The organism is Wolbachia endosymbiont (group A) of Urophora cardui, assembly GCF_964028435.1.
Classification (GTDB): Bacteria; Pseudomonadota; Alphaproteobacteria; order Rickettsiales; family Anaplasmataceae; genus Wolbachia.
In genome coordinates, this window is record NZ_OZ034774.1 from 1,263,243 (window position 1) to 1,282,347 (window position 19,105).

The window sequence follows — 19,105 nt, forward strand, 5'->3', positions numbered from 1 at the left end:
GCTTTAATTAATTCGTCAAAATCAGATTCATACTCTGTACAGCCTTTCTTATAATAGTCCGAATGCGATAAGATATGTGTTAGCAGGCCAAATGTTGTTTTTTTACATTTTTAAGATAAGAAGTGGATAGCTGAACTTGTTTTTTATACAGCATTTCTTATATTGATCAAATCTTTCAATTGATTATTGCTAAATTCTGTAATCCAACTCTCGCCGCTACTTATAGTTAAGTTTGCTAACTCTTTCTTACTTTGAATCATCTCATCAATACGCTCTTCAAAAGTACCTGTTGAAAGTAGCCTGTACACCATAACATTACGTTCTTGCCCAATACGGTACGCTCTATCTGTTGCTTGTGCTTCCACTGCTGGATTCCACCATAAATCGTAATGTATTACATGGTTTGCTGCTGTTAAATTAAGCCCTGTTCCACCAGCTTTTAAAGATACTATGAGAATATTTGATCGAAATGAGTTTTCAAAATCATTAACCATTTTGTCTCGTGCTTTACGGGATAAACTTCCATGCAAAAATGGCACTTTTGATTCAAACTTTTCTTCAAGTAGCCTAGCTATAATCTCACCCATTTCAGTGTATTGAGTAAATATCAATGATTTTTCTGCAAGCTCACTAATTCCTATCAATATCTCTTCTAGCATCTGCATCTTTCCTGACTGTTCAATACTTGCACGCTTTTTCTTGCCAAAATGCGATGGATGGTTACAAACTTGCTTTAAAGCATTGATAAGCTTAAGAATTAGACCCTTACGCTCAATTCCTTCACTCTTTTCTATCTTTTTCATAGTTGTGTTAACTACTTCTTGATAAAGTGCTGTTTGCTCTGGAGTTAGAGAACAATAACGATTATTTTCAATTTTATCTGGTAGATCCTCTATAATGCTTTTATCACTTTTTACCCTACGTAGCATAAAGGGATGAGTAACTTTCATGAACTTCTCTAGACAAACTTTGTCTCTCGCTTTTTCAATTGGTGTTGCAAAATGAGTTTTAAATTCCTTAGGAGTACCAAGGTAATATTTATTAGTAAAATCAAAAATACTCCAATATTCTAGTAGCCTATTTTCAACAGGTGTACCACTCATTGCTATTCTATTTTTTGCTGCAATAGCTTTTATAGCTTTGCTCTGTTCACTGTGGGGATTCTTTATATTTTGGGCTCCATCAATCACGAGCAAAAACCATCCTACTCTGTTAAGCTCTTTTTTATCACGACGTGCAAGACCATAGGATGTGAGAGCTACATCATAATCATTTGCCAATTCTCGATTTTGTCCATGATAGATAAAAAGCTTTAATTCTGGTGCAAAACGTTCCATCTCTCGTTGCCAATTGCTTAATATGCTTGTTGGTGCTACTATCAAGACTTTATCTTCATCTAAAAATCCTGCATTCTTACAGTATAAAATGGCTGCAATAACTTGTAGTGTTTTACCAAGACCCATGTCATCAGCAATTATACTACCAAATCCCGTCTCTATGTTCTGCACAAGCCAACTAAATCCACGTTTTTGATATGGACGTAACTGTGCTGTTAGGTTACTTGGTACATCAACAGGTACATAAGTGTTAAGCTTTTCAAATAGGCTTTTAATCTGCTGATCAAGTCCTACCTTTGCTCCATCTAGTTCACCTCCTAAAGCAGCTTGCATCAGCTCTGCTTGACTCAAGTGTTCAGGTAACTTATCAAATTTTTTCAGTAGAGCTTCTACCTCCTTATCATCCAAAAGCACATATTGGTCTATAATCTTTATAAGTCCACGAGAATCTTTCAGTAGCTTTTTAAATTCTGTAATGCTTATCTCTTTATCACCTATCGCTATTTTCCAATCAAACTTCAATAATTTTTCAAGCGTTAAGAAACTTTTCCGATCTTCTTCAATTTTGCCTTTAGCAGATAAATTAAGACTCAACTTTGGCTTTAGGATTTTTTCCAGTGATTTTGGTAAGATAACTATAACGCCAATTGCTTTTAACACCGGCAAGATATTTAAAAACAATGGTGCAAAATCATCTAAGCTAAACAGTAATCTACTGCTGTCGTCAATCGATCTTTCTAGCTCAGGTATGTATTCGGACAGCATTCCCATATCAGATAAAATGCTCAGTTTTGTGCTGCAGTTAGACAATGCTTTTTTCAGCTTTATTATCGATTTTCCATCATCTAAAGATACCTGTATATCAAGCTCAAATCTTTCATAATAATCTTTTACCATTAAGTAAAGTTTGTATGGTTTATCTGTTAAATAAAGCCGTGATAACCAGAGATTAATTGCTTGAGGTATTTCTCTGTTGCTAAACTCACTAAACTTGTATGCTGATCCAGTAAAAAATAATGCAAAGATGTGCTTGTCTCTATACTTGTCCATTGATGAAGGAAAGGTATTCTTTTCTCTATACTTATCAAGTGCTGCAGGAAAATTATTTGCCATGTATTCCAAAAGGATTAAAGAAATTGCAATATTAACCTGTTCTTCAGGCTCTATAGAAGTTTTCTGATATTGAATTAGCAGAGGTGGACACATAGATGATATTTTTCTATGAATTTCTTTGACTGATTCATTAAACAACGCAGGGATCCACCTAATTATGAATTCTTCTCTTTTATTTTGTAGTATTTGTGGTACTAGTGCTGATTTTTCCATGAGCATACGTGCAAACTGTGAAATCATATGCATGAAGCGAAGCTCAGGATTAAGCTTATGAAGCAATGAAATAGGAATATCGTTTAAAAATTGTGCTATATTCCTCGAAACACTTTCGCTGAGCATAAATGAATTAGCTATACCATTGCTTACTTGAATAACTTGGTATTGGTCATTGATAAATAATTGAAATGTTTGCCAGTGTTCAATACTTCCCCATTTGCTAGTAAACAATTCTTCTTCCGATAGCTTTTTCTTGGAAGAGTAGAAAGAATTTCCCGTAGGATATTTTTGCCAATGCTTGTAAGCTATTTGCAGAATACTGTGAAAATTTTTTTCAAAAAAGAGTGGATTATTCGTCAAGATATTTTCGATACAGCTAGCAAGGTTAGGAATAGTCGATAGATCAATATCATTTAAGTTTACTTGGTCATATACTTTAACTTTAGAAGACGATTTAAATAGATCATTAATTTTTAGAATACTTTGAATGTTTTCTAATTTTCCATTTCCAAAATCATCAATCAGCGACAACAAGTCACAATTATGAATATTGAAAATTACGAAAGGGTTTTTATCAATTTCTGCAGCAATAAGATAAATTACAGCAGCAATATGTTTACAAGGCATAGCCCAATCAGGACAATTGCAACTTGCGTTCATTTCTTCCCAATTCGAAGGAAATAATTTAATACCTGAGTTGTTAAGCTTATCAAACAAAAGTGTTGGTAATTGTCTATTTATTAATTTAGGCAATATAGAGGGCGAATTTTCAATAATACAACGGATAGCTGATGAATTTAATTCATTGAGTGTTATTTTAACTTTATATGGATGAGGTCTTGAACCACTAACTTTGGCTGTAATTGTATTGCCGTTGATTTGAATACCAAAAGCTTGACCAGTATTAGCATAAGTTCTACCACGTGAAAGGCGGTTATCGTAATCAACTTCACTGAAAGATTGAAGCCATTTCTTACCCCACCATGTTCTCCCGTAAATAGACATTATATATATTTTAGCCTAAATAAACTCAAGTAATCTAACATAAATCACTACAAAATGCCAAGAAAACAGCAGAAAAGGCAATATGAAAACCTTTTTTTCTACAGTCTCTTCATTTTTTGTGATTAAAAATTATTTTAACTTTTTTTTAGAAAATCTCGGAAAAAGTAGTAAGAAATCCGGTATATATATAATAAAGGGGCATTGTTTCAATGAGGTTAGTTTACCTCTACGCGCTTCAAACACAAAAGTTTCAAATAAATGTCAATCCTAACACTAGACCTCGGCAAGCAAACTGGCTGGGCAATTCTGACAGATGGAGTAATTGAAAGTGGAAGCAAAAGTTTTCATGGTAGTCGTTTCAGTGGTGGTGGAATGTGTTTCTTGAATTTTCGTAATTGGCTTAACTCTTTGAGAGACATTTCTGCAGTGTATTTTGAAGAAGTGAGAAGACATCTAGGAACTGATGCAGCGCATTGCTATGGCGGTTTTCTCGCAGTTCTGTCTGCTTGGTGTGAAGAACATCATGTGCCATACAAAGGTGTTAATGTTAAAACTATAAAACGCTTTATAACAGGCAAAGGCAATGCAAGTAAGAGTGAAGTTATTGAAGCGATACGTGAAAAAAGTTTTTTACCTAGAGATGATAATGAGGCCGATGCTTTGGCATTAATGTTCTATATTAGTAAAGATATTAATAAGACGAAAAATCCATAAAAAGTGGGTCCTTTCGGCCATATTGGCGGGTTTGGTGGGTCAGACCCCAGGCCTTCTTTAGCGTCAGAGATATTTTGAATATTAACTTTTTAATTATTAAGATATGAATTTAGCAATCCACTACTATCCTGTTGAAAATCTAGTCGAATATGAGCGTAATCCACGTAAGAATGATGACGTAGTAAATAGAATGTGTGCTTCAATCAGGGAATTCGGCTTTCGTATTCCAATAGTTGCAAAAAGCGATGGAACTGTGGTTGATGGTCATTTAAGACTTAAAGCAGCAAGAAAACTTGGTATGGAAAGTATTCCAGTAGTCCTCAGTGATAATTTAAATGAACCACAAACTAAAGCTTTTCGACTGCTTGCCAATCAATCAGCTAATTGGGCAAAGTGGGACGATGATCTTTTGAAGGTGGAAATTCAAGAGCTAGAAGATTTGCAGTTTGACTTAAAAATGACAGGATTTGAATTGGAAAAAGTTCAACGGTTTCTTGATGATTTAGATGGTGAAGAAGAAGATCTTTCTGACTTAGTTGTTGATGACAAAAAAGTAGAAATAACAAAACCAGCTGATCTATGGATTTTAGGTGATCATCGAATCTATTGTGGTGATAGCTCTTTAGTTGAATCATATAAAGCGGTATTAGATAATAAAATGGCAGATATTACCGTATGTGATCCTCCATATAACGTTGATTACGGTAGCAGTCAGGAAAGAGAAGAGAAAAAAATATTAAACGATAATCAAGGTGAAAAGTACGAACTTTTTCTCTACGACATCTGTTCCCATATTTTAGCATATACGAAAGGTGCAATTTACATCTGTGCATCATCATCAGAGTTTTCAACGTTGCAAAAAGCATTTGAGGAAGCGGGAGGAAAATGGTCAACTTTTATCATTTGGGCGAAGAATCACTTTACGCTAGGAAGATCAGATTATCAAAGACAATACGAAGCAATGCTCTATGGATGGAAAAGCGGCAATAAACGTGAGTGGCATGGAGGTAGAAATCAAAGTGATCTGTGGTTTTATGATAAGCCAACGCACAATACACTACATCCAACGATGAAGCCAGTAGAGCTAATGGAGAGAGCAATAGTAAACAGCAGCAGACCAGGAGACATAGTACTTGATCCATTTAGCGGTTCTGGAAGTACACTGATTGCATGTGAGAGAACAGGAAGAATTTGCAGAACAATAGAGCTAGATTCAAAATTTGTAGATGTAACCATAAAACGTTGGCAAATATATACCGGAAGAGATGCCATTTTAGCCGGTACTGGTAAAACTTTTGCAGAAATTCAAGGAGAAAAACAGTAGGAAAAAAGTGAAAATTACACAAACAGAATGGGCAAGAGAGATAGGAGTATCAAAGCAATATGTCTGTTATTTAGTAAAGAAAGGAATAGTTGAGTTGGAGGATGGTTTGATCAATAGAGAACAAGCAAATGAAGCAGTAGCGGCAATAAGAGATCCAAGTCAGCCACTGAGGAGGAAAAATCCAGAAAACGAAAATACAAGTAACCTTTCCACGATGTTGCTAAAAACTCGAATAAAAAATGAAATGGAACGAGGTAAACTTCTTGAGGCAAAAGCTAGGGCTGAGATAGGAGAACTTGTAGCAGTAGAAGAAGTAAAGCGCGATGCATTTAATGTAGCAAGAGTTGTCCGTAATAATTTACTTAATATTCCAAATAGAGTTTCAGCATTGCTTGCATCACTGAGTGACACTGAAAAGATTCATATGGCGTTAACTGAAGAGATTACAAACTCATTACAAGAATTATCTAATACTAAATTTCAAATATAAGAAAGATTTTGAATATAAAATGGCTAAGTTTAGAGTTAATAAAGTGTCTAACCTGGATTAGATGTAAATGTTAGAGGATTAAACGGAAAAACCCCACTACATTGCGCTATAGAGTTTGATGAATTAAGTATGGTAGATCTGTTACTCACGAAAAAGAACATTAATCCTTTTATAGAAGATAATGATGGTAAAACATCTCTTGATTACGCCAAAGAAGGGAAAAAAGCAGAAATATTACAAGCGCTAATCAACAATAAATATGGATCAGAGCAAGATAGTTTACTTCATTTAGCTGCAATGATAGGTGAAGTTAATGCAGTTAGATATTTGATAAGAAAAGGTGTTGACGTTAATGTACGAAATGCTCTGCATCATACTCCATTACATCTAGCAGCAGGAATAGGACATGCAGAAGTTGTAAAGATTTTGATAAGAGAAGGAAAAGCTGAAATAGATGTCTTTGATGCACGAAATCAGACACCAATGCACTATGCAGTTAATAATAAAAAGTTGGAGATAGTAAAGTTACTGCTGAAGCTAGGAGCAGATGTAAATAGTGCACGCATGGGACAAAACTCAATGAAATTGTCGCCTGTGCATATAGCTGTAAGTAATACTAATTACGATGAAAGAGACTTATGTCTTGATATCCTCAAATGCTTAATAAAGGAGCCTAATGCTCAAGTCAATTTGCAAGACTACGAAAATAAAACACCACTACATTACGCTGAAAGACTTAAAACAATAGAAGTTTTACTAACGCGAGAAGATATAGACCCTCTGGTAAAAGACGATAGCGGCAAGACACCATTTGATTACGCTAAACCTGAGATAAAGAAGGCTTTGGTGAGTAATAAATACGGTTCTGAAAAGAATAGTCTACTCCATTTAGCTGCACAAAGAGGAGAAATTGAGATTGTAGATGCAATTTTAAAAGAAGAAATCAATATTGATATTGTAAATAATAAAGGTCTATCACCAATTTATCTTGCTGCAGAAAAAAGGCATTTACATGTAGTAAAGTTATTGCTGAAAAAAGGAGCAAACTATACACCTGTTTTGCACTTAGCAATCAAGTCAAATAATTTAGAATTGCTAAAAACTTTATTTAAAGAAAAGAGCATCAAATTACCAGACGAGATAGGCAAGTCTGTACCAGTTTATTATAGTGTATAGAACATAGAGATGCAAAAGTAAGAAAATACACCAATGTGATCTGTGTTTTTACCTCAGTAAGTGCAGTAGCAATAGCGGTATGTATAGGGTTAACAGCAACAACAATAAGCAGTGCAATCATTTTTGCAACAATAACAGGGATATTTGCGCTTATTATAGCACTAATGATAAGTGAGATGAGCAAAAGATATATAGAAAACGAATTTCAGAAAAAGATGTTTATGGAATTGGAGGAGTGTGGAGGAATAAACTCTACTGTTAACAATATTGAGATAGAACCAATTATGAGTAGATGCAGACAATGATATACGCTAGAGCTTTTTCTGAAGGTTTAAGACCAGATCCAGAGCTTAAAGTATCAGAGTGGGCAAATGAGTATCGAGTTTTAGCAGCAACTGCAGCATCAGAGCCAGGTAAATGGAGAACGGAAAGAACTCCTTATTTAAAAGAAATCATGGATTCACTTTCTCCGTCCTCACCAACAGAAAAAGTAGTATTCATGAAAGGAGCGCAGATTGGGGGAACAGAAGCTGGTAACAATTGGATTGGCTACATCATAGATCAGACTCCTGGTCCAATGCTGGTAGTACAGCCAACAGTTGAAATGGGAAAGCGTTGGTCAAAAGGAAGATTTGCGCCACTGATTGAAAGTACACCATGTTTAAAAAGTAAAGTAAAAGACCCAAGATCAAGAGATTCAGGCAATACTGTACAAAGTAAGGAATTTCCAGGTGGAATAGTAGTAATAACCGGAGCAAATAGCAGTGTAGCACTGAGATCTATGCCAGTAAAATATCTCTTTCTTGATGAAATAGATGCCTACCCAGGAGATTCAGGAGGAGAAGGAGATCCAGTACTGCTTAGTATTGCTCGAACTAATACATTTGCACGGCGAAAGATTTTTTTAGTATCAACACCAACGATTCATGGAATAAGCAGAATTGAGAAAGAATTTGAAGCAACAGATAAGAGATATTTTTTTGTACCATGTCCGCATTGTAATTACTATCAAGTTCTAAAATGGGCACAAATAAAATGGGAGAATAACGACTCAAGAACAGCACATTATGTCTGCACTGAATGTAGCGGCAAAATAGAAAATCATCAAAAAACAGAGATGCTTGAGCATGGAGAATGGAGACCTACTAATAGAGTAAAAGGTGAGAAAAAAGGATTTCATCTTTCAAGTCTTTATAGCCCAGTTGGCTGGTATAGTTGGACTCAAGCAGTAGAAGATTTTCTGCATGCAAAAGAGAGTGAGCAATTACTGAAAGTTTGGATAAATACTACGCTTGGAGAAACTTGGGTAGACAAAGGAGAAGTACCAGACTGGAAGCAATTATTTAACAGGAGAGAATTTTTTCCCATAGGCACAGTACCAAAAGGCGAAGTAATCCTCACAGCAGGAGTAGATGTCCAAAAAGATCGTTTAGAAGTAGAAGTTGTCGCATGGGGAAAAAGCCGTGAAAATTGGTCAATAGACTACCAAGTATTTGAAGGAGATACAGGAGGTGGGGAAGTATGGGGAAAACTCTCCGAGCTCTTAAATCATCATTTTATCGGTGAAAATGGGCTTGAATATATGATAAGTATGATGGCAGTAGATGCTGGATATGCAACGCAAGAAGTATACAATTGGGTAAGAGGTCATCAGGGCTCTGGAAGAGTAATGGCAGTCAAAGGTGTAAACAAAGCGCTAGTACCACTTAGCAGCCCAAGTAGAGTAGATATAACAGTTGGTGGTCAAAAGCTGAAAAGAGGAATAAAGCTATGGCCAGTAGGAGTATCGATATTAAAGTCAGAGCTTTTTCAATTACTTAATATTTTAAAAGAAGAGGAAGGAAAAGCTCTACCTGGATATTGTCATTTTCCCGAGTATGCACCTGAATATTTTAAGCAGCTAACGGCAGAGCAATTAGTCAGCAAGGTAGTAAAAGGATACACCAAACAAGAGTGGCAAAAGGTAAGAGAAAGAAATGAAGTACTGGATTGCCGAATTTATGCGAGAGCAGCATCTATTGCACTTGGAATTGATCGTTGGCCAGAGAGTAAATGGAATAGTTTGAGTGGAAAAATGGAAAGCAAAAAGCCCAAAAAATTAAGACAGAGTAAATGGCTTAGTAGTCAAAATGTACAGTGAAGAATATTTAACTCAAGTTGAGAAAGCAATTCAAAAACTGCAAAGCGGAGAAAGAGTTGTCTCAATTGCATATGGTGATCATGTTGTGCGGTACGGGGAAGTTCAAATAAAGGATTTATTGAATTTAAGACAACGAATTAAGGCTGAGTTAAAAGTTGCAGGTATGAACCCAAAGAGGAAAATTGTTTTTTCAACGAGTAAAGGAATTTTATAAATGCTGCTCAAAACCTTCAAGCAATTGTTTAACAAACCAAAAATCAAAAGTTCTGCTTGGGATGCAGCAGGCTCAGGAAGAAGATTTTTTCACTTTCAACCAGAGTTAGGAAGTATAAACAATTTGCTGTCTCAAAACCTTGAAACTTTACGTAGTAGATCACGTGATATGGTGAGAAAAAATCCATATGCAGCAAATATAATTGATACGATAGTGAGTAATTCTATTGGAACAGGAATAAAGCCGCAATCAAAAGCAAGAGATGGAGAATTTCGAAAGAAGGTGCAAGAATTATGGCTAAGATGGACAGATGAAGCAGATAGTAACGGAGTAAGTGATTTTTATGGATTACAAGCTCTGGTATGTAGGAGTATGATAGAGGGAGGAGAATGTTTTGTACGCCTCCGAAATCGTAAACTCGAAGATGGATTTTCTGTACCATTACAACTGCAAGTACTAGAATCAGAGCATTTGGACAATAAAACAAATCTAACTTTAGCAAATGGTAACATAATTCGTAATGGTATTGAGTTTAACAGGCTTGGTCAAAGAGAAGCTTATTACTTATTTAAAGAACACCCTGGTGAAAATACCTTTGGAGAGTCAGTAAGAGTGCCAGCAAACGATGTTTTACATATTTATAGACCATTAAGACCTGGGCAAATCAGAGGGGAGCCTTGGCTTTCTAATATACTGCTGAAGCTTTATGAGCTTGATCAATATGATGATGCAGAGCTGGTGAGAAAGAAAACTGCAGCAATGTTTGCTGGATTTATTACGAGACTCGATCCAGAAGCAAATATTTTAGGAGAAGGTGAAAGTAATGAGCAAGGAGTAGCATTATCAGGTTTAGAGCCAGGAACAATGCAGCTTTTAGACCCAGGAGAAGATATAAAATTTTCAGAGCCGTCTGATGTTGGAGGAAGTTATGAAGCATTCATGAGACAGCAACTGAGGGCAATAGCAATAGGCACAGGGATAACATATGAGCAGCTAACAGGAGATTTAACAGGTGTTAATTATTCATCCATTCGAGCAGGGCTGATAGAGTTTCGCAGAAGGTGTGCAATGTTACAGCATAACGTGATAGTGTTCCAGTTTTGTAGGCCTATTTGGAATAGATGGCTAGAGTTAGCAGTACTTTCTGGAGAACTGAGTATAGATGAAAAAGTAGTAAAAGCAGCGAAAGAAGAAGTGAAATGGATACCACAGGGATTTGATTGGGTAGATCCACTTAAAGACCAGCAAGCACAGCAAATGGCAGTAAGAAATGGCTTCAAAAGTCGATCGGAGGTAGTATCAGAAATGGGTTACGATGTAGAAGAAATTGACCAAGAAATAGCAGAAGATCAAAAGCGAGCTAATTCTTTTGGACTTTGTTTTGATTCTGATGTTAATCATAAAAGGGAAGGAAGGTGATGTGGATAAATAAACCAGTAATGGTAGAGAGAAGAAGCTTTGAACTACTATCATTATATAACAGCAAACAACCTATCTTTAAGAACTTAAAGCATTTTCATATAAACCCAAAAGGAATAGCAATAATACGTATTTATGGAGTTTTGACAAAAAAAACAGAAGCTTTTGATCATATTTTAGATATGACTTCGTATGAAAATATTCATGAAGAGATAGAGAGTGCTTTAGAAGATAAAAGCATAGAGACGATTCTACTTGACATAGACAGTCCAGGAGGAGAAGTAAACGGTGTCTTTGACCTAGCTGATTTTATTTATGAATCAAGAGCAAAAAAGAGAATTATTGCAATAGCAAATGATGATGCATATTCTGCTGCGTACGCTATAGCCTCTAGCGCTGAAAAGGTATTTGTGAGTAGAACTTCAGGAGTAGGAAGTATTGGAGTAATAGCAAGTCACATAGATCAAAGTAGGTTTGATGAAAGGCAAGGTATTAAGTACACCACAATCTTTGCTGGTAGTCGAAAGAATGATTTAAACCCACATGAGCCAATGACGTCTGAAAGTCTGGGAAGCTTACAAAAAGAAGTAGGCCGACTATATGAAATGTTTTTGCAGCTAATAGCAAGGAACAGAGGTCTTTCAATTGAAAAGATTCGATCAACAGAGGCAGGGCTATATTTTGGGGAGAAAGCAATAGAAATAGGTCTTGCAGATGGAGTTACAACATTTTTTGAATTTATCAACAATCATAGGAGTATTAGTATGACAACTATTGAGGAAGGCTACGAGAACTGTCGTAGAGAAATTTTAGAGATAATAAGATTATGTAATATATCAAAGATGCCAGAAAAGATAGGAGAATTTATTGAGCAAAGCATAAGTGTTGAGCAAGCACGGGAAGTTTTAATGGAACTGCTAGCAGAGCGAACGAAAAAGACAGAGATACTGAGTGCAATACCACAGAATTCAGGAGAAGAATTGATGATGCAGGTAGCTAAAGCTAGAGCACAATCAAGTATTTAAGTTTTTTTATAACCGCCACGTACAATAACTACAAACATGGCGGTAAAACTAAAGGAAAAAAAGGAGAAAAGAAAATATGACATGTATAACCGAACAAAATAATCTAGGTGACTTATTAAAGTATGAGGCATCAAGTCTATATTCAAGAGATCAAATAACGGTAGCCAAGGGACAAAATCTTAAACTTGGTACAGTAGTGGCTCTCGATAAAGATAGCATGATTAAGATAATAGATCCAACTGCAACAGATGGAGCAATAGGTGTAATAACAAGTGATGTAAACGCAACGGAAAACACCAAAGCAGTAATCATTACTCGTATTGCTCTTCTTGCCGATCATGCAATTGTATGGCCAGCAAATATCACTGAAGAGCAGAAAGCTGCAGCAATAAAGCAACTTGAAAGACGAGGGATCATTGTCCGCAAGGGAGTGTAACTTAAATTAATAAGGGGGAAAAAGAATGCAAAATCCATTTACAAATACAGCATTTAGCATGACGGCACTAACAAATGCGATGAATATATTGCCGGTAAATTATGGACGAGTTGAAAATTTAAATTTATTTCCAAGTAGGTCAGTAAGATTTAGACATATTACAATAGAAGAGCAAAACGGAGTATTAAGTTTACTACCAACGCAAGTTCCAGGGGCACCAGCAACAGTAGGAAAAAGAGGAAAAAGAAAGGTAAGAACATTTACAATTCCGCACATTCCACATGATGATGTAGTATTACCAGAGGAAGTACAAGGAGTAAGGGCATTTGGATCAGAGAGTGAACTGAAAGCGCTGGCAGATGTAATAACTGACCATTTACAGCTAATGAGAAACAAACATGCGATAACATTAGAACATTTGCGGATTGGAGCGCTGAAAGGAATAATTTTAGATGCTGACGGGTCAGAATTATTAAATCTGTACAACGAATTTGAAATAACACCAAAAGTAGTAAATTTTGCCCTTGGAACAGCAACAACAGATGTCAAGCGTAAGTGTCTGGAAGTACTCCGGCATATAGAAGATAATCTAAGTGGTGAATATATGACCGGAATTCATGCCTTGGTAAGCCCTGAGTTTTTTGATGCATTAACTTCGCATAGTAAAGTGAAAGAAGCATATGAAAGATGGCAAGAAGGAGCAGCGCTAAGGAATGATATGAGATCAGGATTTACGTTTTGTGGAATCACATTTGAGGAATATAGAGGGCAAGCAACTGATCCTGAAGGAACCGTAAGAAGGTTTATAGAAAGAGATACAGGACACTGTTTTCCAGTAGGAACAGCGAGCACATTTACAACATATTTTGCACCAGCAGATTTTAATGAAACAGTAAATACACTAGGACAGCCACTATATGCAAAACAAGAGCCAAGAAGATTTGATAGAGGGACTGATTTGCATACGCAGTCAAACCCTCTGCCAATGTGCCACCGTCCAGCGATACTAGTCAAGATCGTTGCAACATAGGTAGAGCAAATATAAAGCGGTGTGAGGCAGAAGAATGCTTTACCTCTTCTTAGCATATAAATGTTAGTATATAGCGGAGAAACGTGCAAGAGAATATTAAGAGATTATTTAAAGATTGTTTTGCCCATTTAGGAGAAGTGGCTTTATATAAATCAAAGGATAAGTCATATATGGTACAGGTATTAAAGCAACAGCCAGATAAATTATACGAGATTGGTGAAGGACAATTTGTGGGAGAGATGCTTTTTCTTGAGGTAAGCATTTTTGATATACTGAGGCCAATTGTAGGAGATATTTTTGTTATAGGTGATTGCAAATACAAAATACACACACCACCACTTAGAGATAAATCTGGAATGGTCTGGCGAATCGAAGCGTATGGGGTGTAAAATGTCTGTGCATATAGAAGTTAATAGTAATGAGGTAATAGAAAGTGTAAATGCTAAAAGAAAAAAAATAGAATTAGCAATAGTGAGAGCGTTAAACAGAACAGCACTATGGCTAAAATTGAAGACAGCAAAAGAAATTAGTGAGGAAAAGAAGATAAAATTAAGTTTGATAAGAAAGAGATTAAGAATTTTTAAGGCGAAAACTAGCAGATTAGAAGTGTTAATTAGAGCAAATCTCTATGACATTAGAGCATCGACAATTGGCAAGATACAAAAAACAAGAAGAGGATCGAAAGTAGGAAAGCATGAGTTTATAGGAGGATTTGCAGCAGTTATGCCAAAAGGAAATAGCGGTATGTTTAAACGTGAAGGAAGGGCAGCATTGCCAATAAAGGAAGTTAAGTTGCCACTCGAACCTGAGGCTTCAAGGATAATATTGTTAATTATGAGGTTGAGGAAGTATTTACAAAATTTTTTGAACGTGAATTAAGTTATATTACAGAAAGTGTATGAATTTCAAAGATTTGCATAACGCAATCTGCACTACGCTGAAGAGAGAAATACCAGCAATTCAAACTTGTGAAATTTATCCATCGATAAGAAAAGAATTATTAGCGCCAGCGTTATTTGTAGAGCTTGTGAGTTTAGAATCTGGAAAAGATCCTGGAACAGAAGAATTAGCATTGAAAGCCAGGTTTGAAGCGAGGATTGTCGTTGATGGAACAGTCGAGGATTCCTCGGTAGTTGTTAGAACACTAGCTGCTGAGGTTGCGAGAGTAGTAAATAAGAATACTTGGAATATGAAAAATATTTCACCAGGTGAATTTATATCTGCAGAAATTGACGGATTTAGGCCAGAATTGGATGCTTATCTTGTGTGGCTAGTTGAATGGTTTCATGAGGTACACGTGGGTAAATCAGTATGGTCAACTGGCATAATGCCACATGTTATTGAGATAGGTGAAGTGCATGTTAGACCATAGTTTTGCAATTTCAGAGCTAAATAGAAAATTAGCGAATATTATCCGTATTGGATTGGTGAAAGAAGTAGATTATGAAAAAGCAAAAGTAAGAGTGAAAATAGGAGATATTGTAACAGATTATCTGCCATGGATAACAAGCAAAGCAGGAAAAGATAGAGATTGGTCTCCTCCAGATATCGATGAACAAGTAATGGTATTTTCTCCTCTTGGTGAACTATCATTAGGAGTGGTATTAGGAGGAATATATCAGGAAAAATACTCTGCACCAGAGAATAAAAAAGAAATAAATAGTGTGAAGTTTCAGGATGGAACAAGATTATTATATGATAAAGAGAAGCATCATTTAGAGATTGAAGTAGTAGACAAAATAACACTGAAAGCTGGGGTATCGAGCATAGAGATGACGAAGAGCGAAATAAAACTGAAAGCAGATAGAATAAACCTTAATTAAATGAATAAATCGGTTGTACGAGTAGGAGATTATTGTGTAGAAGTAACACCGCATTTTTGCATTAGTGGGAGTAACAATGTTTTTGTAAATGGTAAGCCAATGTGCAGACAAGGAGACAGTTTTAGTGAAGGAAGAGCATTAACTGAAGGATCAAAAACAGTTTTTTCAAATGGTCTTGGTATAGGAAGAGTAGGAGATATAGTTTCATGTGGGTTTAAAGTAATAAAAGGCAGTGAAAACGTGTTTGCAGGCTAAAAATGAAAGGGATGGACTCCAAAACAGGAAAAGAATTAGAAGGAATAGAACATCTGAAACAATCAATAATTGATATACTGACCACTCCTATTAACAGTAGAATAATGAGGAGAGATTATGGGTCAAGACTATTTGAATTAGTAGATAAGCCAATAAATAGAGATTTAACTTTGGAAATCTATTCAGCAGTAGCAGAAGCTCTACAAAGGTGGGAGGAAAGATTTAAGCTAGAAAAAGTAAAAATGACAGAGGTGAAAGAAGGAAAAGTAACGCTTGAACTAGAAGGATTATACTTACCAAGCGGGAAAAACATTCATTTTGATGAAATTGTAGTTTAAAGATGCAACAGCTAAATATTGTAGAAAAGCTGAGTTATGAAGAAATCTTTTCGAGAATGAAAGAAGAGTTAGTCCGTAGAGATGAAACCTTTTCAGGATTAGTAGAATCGGATCCAGCAATGAAGGTATTAGAAGTAGCAGCATGGAGAGAGTTGTTACTCAGACAAAGGATAAACGAAGCTGTAAAAAGTAATTTATTAAAATTTGCAACGGGAGAAGATCTTGATAATTTAGCTGAGTTTTATGGAGTGGAGAGACAAAAAGAAGAAGATGATGAAAGACTTAGAAAGAGGGTAAAAGCAAAAATAGCAAGTTGGTCAACAGGAGGAAGTAAGGAATATTATAAATATCATGCACTGTCAGCAGATAGTAGAGTACAAGATGCATTAGTAGAATCACCCATACCAGGGAAAGTACAAATTTCAATTTTATCAACAAAGTTATCCACAGCATCAGAAGAACTACTTGAAATTGTAAAAAAGCAGATTACTAGAGATGATATAAGGGTATTAACAGATGCAGTAACAGTGATTGGTTGCAATATTATGGAAATAGATATTCACAGCAGAATGAGCATAAGTCCTGTAATATCGAAGGAGGAAATCAAGAAGCAGTTCATTAAGAAGTTTGAAGCAAATAGAAGGCTGGGATGGAATGTTACAAGATCTTGGATAATAGCAAATTTGTTTGTAGAGGGTGTAGAAAACGTAGAATTAATCGAGCCAAGAGAGGATGTTGTGGTTCTGGGGAATGAGTGTGCAGTGCTTGGCTACGTCAAGTTAGATAGGATTTAAAACGTATTTTTTTGTTTTGTGGAATCGTACCAGTGAGGGGATTGCGTGCAATAAGTGGTTTAAGGTTTACTGGATAAAAATGACCAATTTTAGGGAGACGAAAGTATTGATTTTCTTCCAGAAGTTGTAACTTGTTTTTTAAAGTATGGATAATATGGTCAAATATTATGGAAAGTGTTTGCGATATTAAGAACATCTTTATTTTTGATCAGTTCTGCAATGATCTCTTGCTTACTCATAAGCTACCTAAATAAAGGAAATTAAAGCAACTTGAAAGAAAAGACAAATGAAAAGTTTATTACCGCCAAATGCAACAAAGCAAGAGCAAGCACTAGTTGATTCAATAGATTATAGGGTTGATCCAAACTGTATCAGAGGATTTAAGTTCAACCTAAAAGGAGAAACATTGCCGTGGATAATAGAAGAATATGGTTTAGAGGAAATACTGCGCTGGGTAAAAGATAGAAGAAAAGCCGTAGTAGAAGGAGTGAAATTTCAAAGACTACGTGGAACGCCTGCATCACTTAAAATAGCACTGAAATGGGCGAATATAGAAGACATTACAATTATCGAAGAACCACCTGGCAAGCACTTCTTTGAGCTGCAGATAGGTATAAAAGATGTTCCAAATGACTTTTTTGTAGATGCAGTAGTAGAACTTGCAAAGCTGTCATTGCCAGCAAGATCGCGGCTAATGAGGATGTTTAATGATTACTACAACGTTGATAGGTTTATTTTAGATAAAAGTTTTTTTGAAAATTTGTTATCGGATTACTCAGGTATAAAGGTTGAAAAGGATGGACCAGTATTATCGTTTGGAAGAGTAAATTTTTTTAGGTTTAGTGGTACATCAATTAAGGTTATAGAGAGTTATCTACGCAACCATTATGAGCAAGCATTTAGTAATGACATATATCGGTTAGATGTAGCAGTACTTGGAGAAACAGAGCCTCACACAAAGGATTACAAAGGCATCTATGAAAGGAGTCATCAGTGGTACAATTTAAAAGCACTATATCCATTACCACAAAGTTTATTACCAGAAATAAAGTTTGCGAAAGCGCAAGTTATATTATCGGATCAACTATGTTTTTTAAAATTTCTTCAATTTTGTTTTATTACAACTTTTTATTGTAATTCTACAATTCTACTCAATCATGAGGGGTATTTTGGTAATTAAAAACCTATTCATTATAGAAAAAGAATTTTATATCAAACAGCCATCACAGCAATTCCTGCTTAGATTTTGTGGTTAGTGAATATGTGCTTTAAATTTGTGTGGACGCACATATTCACTGTAGATTCAAATAGTATGTAGGCTCATTGCTTCTTTCAGTCTCGCATTAGCAATCACTATGATTTTACGCATTAGAGCTGTCATAGCCACCATCTTCTTTTTACCTTTACCAACAAGCTTGGAATAGAAGGTACCAAGCGCAGACTTAGACCTTGAAGCAGCCATTGCAGCTGTAAAAAGCTTTTCACGAACGTTGCTTCTACCACCTGTTATTCTTCGGTAACCAATAGTTTTTCCACTTTCTTTTGGATGAGGTGCAACTCCAGCAAGACTTGCAACTTCTCCTCTACCTAAGTAGCCAAGTTCCGGCATTAGACATAGAAAATCTTGAGATAATTTTGGACCTATTCCTGGAACTGTTCTAAGAATTTTTTGGCGCTTCTGTAACTCTAGATTCTCATCAATAATTTTTTGTATAGTATTGTTGAGTTCATTTACCTGACTGTTGAAAAATTCAATGGTTTTTTGACAACTTTCTTTTATATGGTCGTTTTCAGGTGCTGCAAGCCTACATTTCTCTTGAGCTCTCATTTTTGTAATGTCATCACGACGTTGACAAAGTGCAGCTAAGGTTGTTTGTTCTTTTGACATAGGCACAAATAGAGATAGAGTACTATAGCGTTCAAACCCATATTGAGCAAGGGCTCTTGCATCTGATTGATCAGACTTTGCTAAAGTTCCATGAGATAGGACAAAGCTTTTTACTTTGCGAGTATTAGCTCGATGTACAGCAATATTCATGTCAATAAGAAAATGTGATAAACCAAGCTCATATTTTCCTGTATTTTCTAAAGTCACTAAAGAATTAGGTAGGATATCTGAAAATTTTTGAAACATTCGTTGCCAACCAGCAGTATCATTGTCAAATTCGACAGCGCTCTTCTGTTTGTGAACTGCAACAACATTTTTAAATTTTCCGATGTCAATGCCAATAAAATTTTGATAAGACGTAATCATAA

Annotated in this window: 17 protein-coding genes and 3 pseudogenes; 18 read left to right on the forward strand and 2 right to left on the reverse strand. The window is 35.7% G+C overall.

The features are described 5' to 3' along the window. Positions 1 to 143: 143 nt before the first annotated feature. The gene (locus ABWU38_RS06050) at positions 144 to 3,671 is read right to left on the reverse strand and encodes a DEAD/DEAH box helicase (protein WP_353272661.1); all 3,528 of its coding nucleotides are present in this window, start codon (positions 3,669 to 3,671) and stop codon (positions 144 to 146) included. Between the two features lie 258 nt (positions 3,672 to 3,929). Here ABWU38_RS06050 and ABWU38_RS06055 point away from each other — a divergent pair, with 258 nt between their 5' ends. From ABWU38_RS06055 to ABWU38_RS06140, 18 genes and pseudogenes are all read left to right on the forward strand, one after another. Continuing rightward, positions 3,930 to 4,385 carry a crossover junction endodeoxyribonuclease RuvC gene (locus ABWU38_RS06055; RefSeq protein WP_353272662.1) on the forward strand — a complete coding sequence of 152 codons (456 nt, stop codon included), beginning with the start codon at positions 3,930 to 3,932 and terminating at the stop codon, positions 4,383 to 4,385. 103 nt (positions 4,386 to 4,488) lie between these two features. Next, positions 4,489 to 5,709, forward strand: a complete 1,221-nt coding sequence (locus ABWU38_RS06060) for a DNA modification methylase (RefSeq protein ID WP_353272663.1) — start codon at positions 4,489 to 4,491, stop codon at positions 5,707 to 5,709. Positions 5,710 to 5,716: 7 nt separating this feature from the next. Then, complete coding sequence (locus tag ABWU38_RS06065) at positions 5,717 to 6,199, forward strand: hypothetical protein (RefSeq protein WP_264337554.1); 483 nt, start codon at positions 5,717 to 5,719, stop codon at positions 6,197 to 6,199. A gap of 14 nt (positions 6,200 to 6,213) precedes the next feature. Further along, positions 6,214 to 7,680: pseudogene (locus ABWU38_RS06070) on the forward strand (ankyrin repeat domain-containing protein). Next, on the forward strand, positions 7,677 to 9,515 hold the full coding sequence (locus ABWU38_RS06075; RefSeq protein ID WP_353272664.1) for a phage terminase large subunit family protein: 1,839 nt from the start codon (positions 7,677 to 7,679) through the stop codon (positions 9,513 to 9,515). The pseudogene ABWU38_RS06070 and the gene ABWU38_RS06075 overlap by 4 nt, the downstream one beginning before the upstream one ends. Beyond that, a complete protein-coding gene (locus tag ABWU38_RS06080) occupies positions 9,505 to 9,729 on the forward strand; it encodes a gpW family protein (RefSeq protein ID WP_265018066.1) in 225 nt (74 codons plus the stop codon). Before ABWU38_RS06075 ends, ABWU38_RS06080 begins: the two co-directional genes overlap by 11 nt. After that, entirely contained in the window at positions 9,730 to 11,148 is a 1,419-nt protein-coding gene (locus ABWU38_RS06085; protein WP_353272665.1) for a phage portal protein, read from the forward strand. After that, complete coding sequence (locus ABWU38_RS06090) at positions 11,148 to 12,173, forward strand: S49 family peptidase (RefSeq protein ID WP_353272666.1); 1,026 nt, start codon at positions 11,148 to 11,150, stop codon at positions 12,171 to 12,173. Before ABWU38_RS06085 ends, ABWU38_RS06090 begins: the two co-directional genes overlap by 1 nt. Positions 12,174 to 12,249: 76 nt before the next feature. Continuing rightward, positions 12,250 to 12,609: a head decoration protein gene (locus ABWU38_RS06095; RefSeq protein WP_353272667.1), complete on the forward strand. Its 360-nt coding sequence runs from the start codon at positions 12,250 to 12,252 to the stop codon at positions 12,607 to 12,609. A 25-nt stretch (positions 12,610 to 12,634) separates the two neighbouring features. After that, the gene (locus ABWU38_RS06100) at positions 12,635 to 13,639 is read left to right on the forward strand and encodes a major capsid protein (protein ID WP_353272668.1); all 1,005 of its coding nucleotides are present in this window, start codon (positions 12,635 to 12,637) and stop codon (positions 13,637 to 13,639) included. An 83-nt stretch (positions 13,640 to 13,722) separates the two neighbouring features. Continuing rightward, on the forward strand, positions 13,723 to 14,028 hold the full coding sequence (locus ABWU38_RS06105) for a hypothetical protein (RefSeq protein ID WP_052265018.1): 306 nt from the start codon (positions 13,723 to 13,725) through the stop codon (positions 14,026 to 14,028). 1 nt (position 14,029) lies between these two features. After that, positions 14,030 to 14,541: pseudogene (locus ABWU38_RS06110) on the forward strand (phage tail protein). Beyond that, on the forward strand, positions 14,538 to 15,011 hold the full coding sequence (locus ABWU38_RS06115; protein ID WP_353272669.1) for a hypothetical protein: 474 nt from the start codon (positions 14,538 to 14,540) through the stop codon (positions 15,009 to 15,011). The pseudogene ABWU38_RS06110 and the gene ABWU38_RS06115 overlap by 4 nt, the downstream one beginning before the upstream one ends. Continuing rightward, a complete protein-coding gene (locus ABWU38_RS06120) occupies positions 14,998 to 15,462 on the forward strand; it encodes a phage baseplate assembly protein V (protein ID WP_353272670.1) in 465 nt (154 codons plus the stop codon). The genes ABWU38_RS06115 and ABWU38_RS06120 overlap by 14 nt, the downstream gene beginning before the upstream one ends. Continuing rightward, positions 15,463 to 15,717, forward strand: coding sequence for a PAAR domain-containing protein (locus tag ABWU38_RS06125; RefSeq protein ID WP_253303343.1), 255 nt, complete (start codon positions 15,463 to 15,465; stop codon positions 15,715 to 15,717). Positions 15,718 to 15,719: 2 nt separating this feature from the next. Next, positions 15,720 to 16,055, forward strand: coding sequence for a GPW/gp25 family protein (locus ABWU38_RS06130; protein WP_264687797.1), 336 nt, complete (start codon positions 15,720 to 15,722; stop codon positions 16,053 to 16,055). Between the two features lie 2 nt (positions 16,056 to 16,057). Further along, positions 16,058 to 16,849 (forward strand): baseplate J/gp47 family protein, encoded by a 792-nt coding sequence (locus ABWU38_RS06135; protein WP_264687798.1) that lies wholly within the window; start codon positions 16,058 to 16,060, stop codon positions 16,847 to 16,849. A gap of 286 nt (positions 16,850 to 17,135) precedes the next feature. Next, positions 17,136 to 17,930: pseudogene (locus ABWU38_RS06140) on the forward strand (phage tail protein); the annotation flags it as partial. 222 nt (positions 17,931 to 18,152) lie between these two features. Here the strand turns inward: ABWU38_RS06140 and ABWU38_RS06145 are convergent. Continuing rightward, positions 18,153 to 19,103 (reverse strand): IS110 family transposase, encoded by a 951-nt coding sequence (locus tag ABWU38_RS06145; protein WP_151808084.1) that lies wholly within the window; start codon positions 19,101 to 19,103, stop codon positions 18,153 to 18,155. Positions 19,104 to 19,105: the final 2 nt, after the last annotated feature.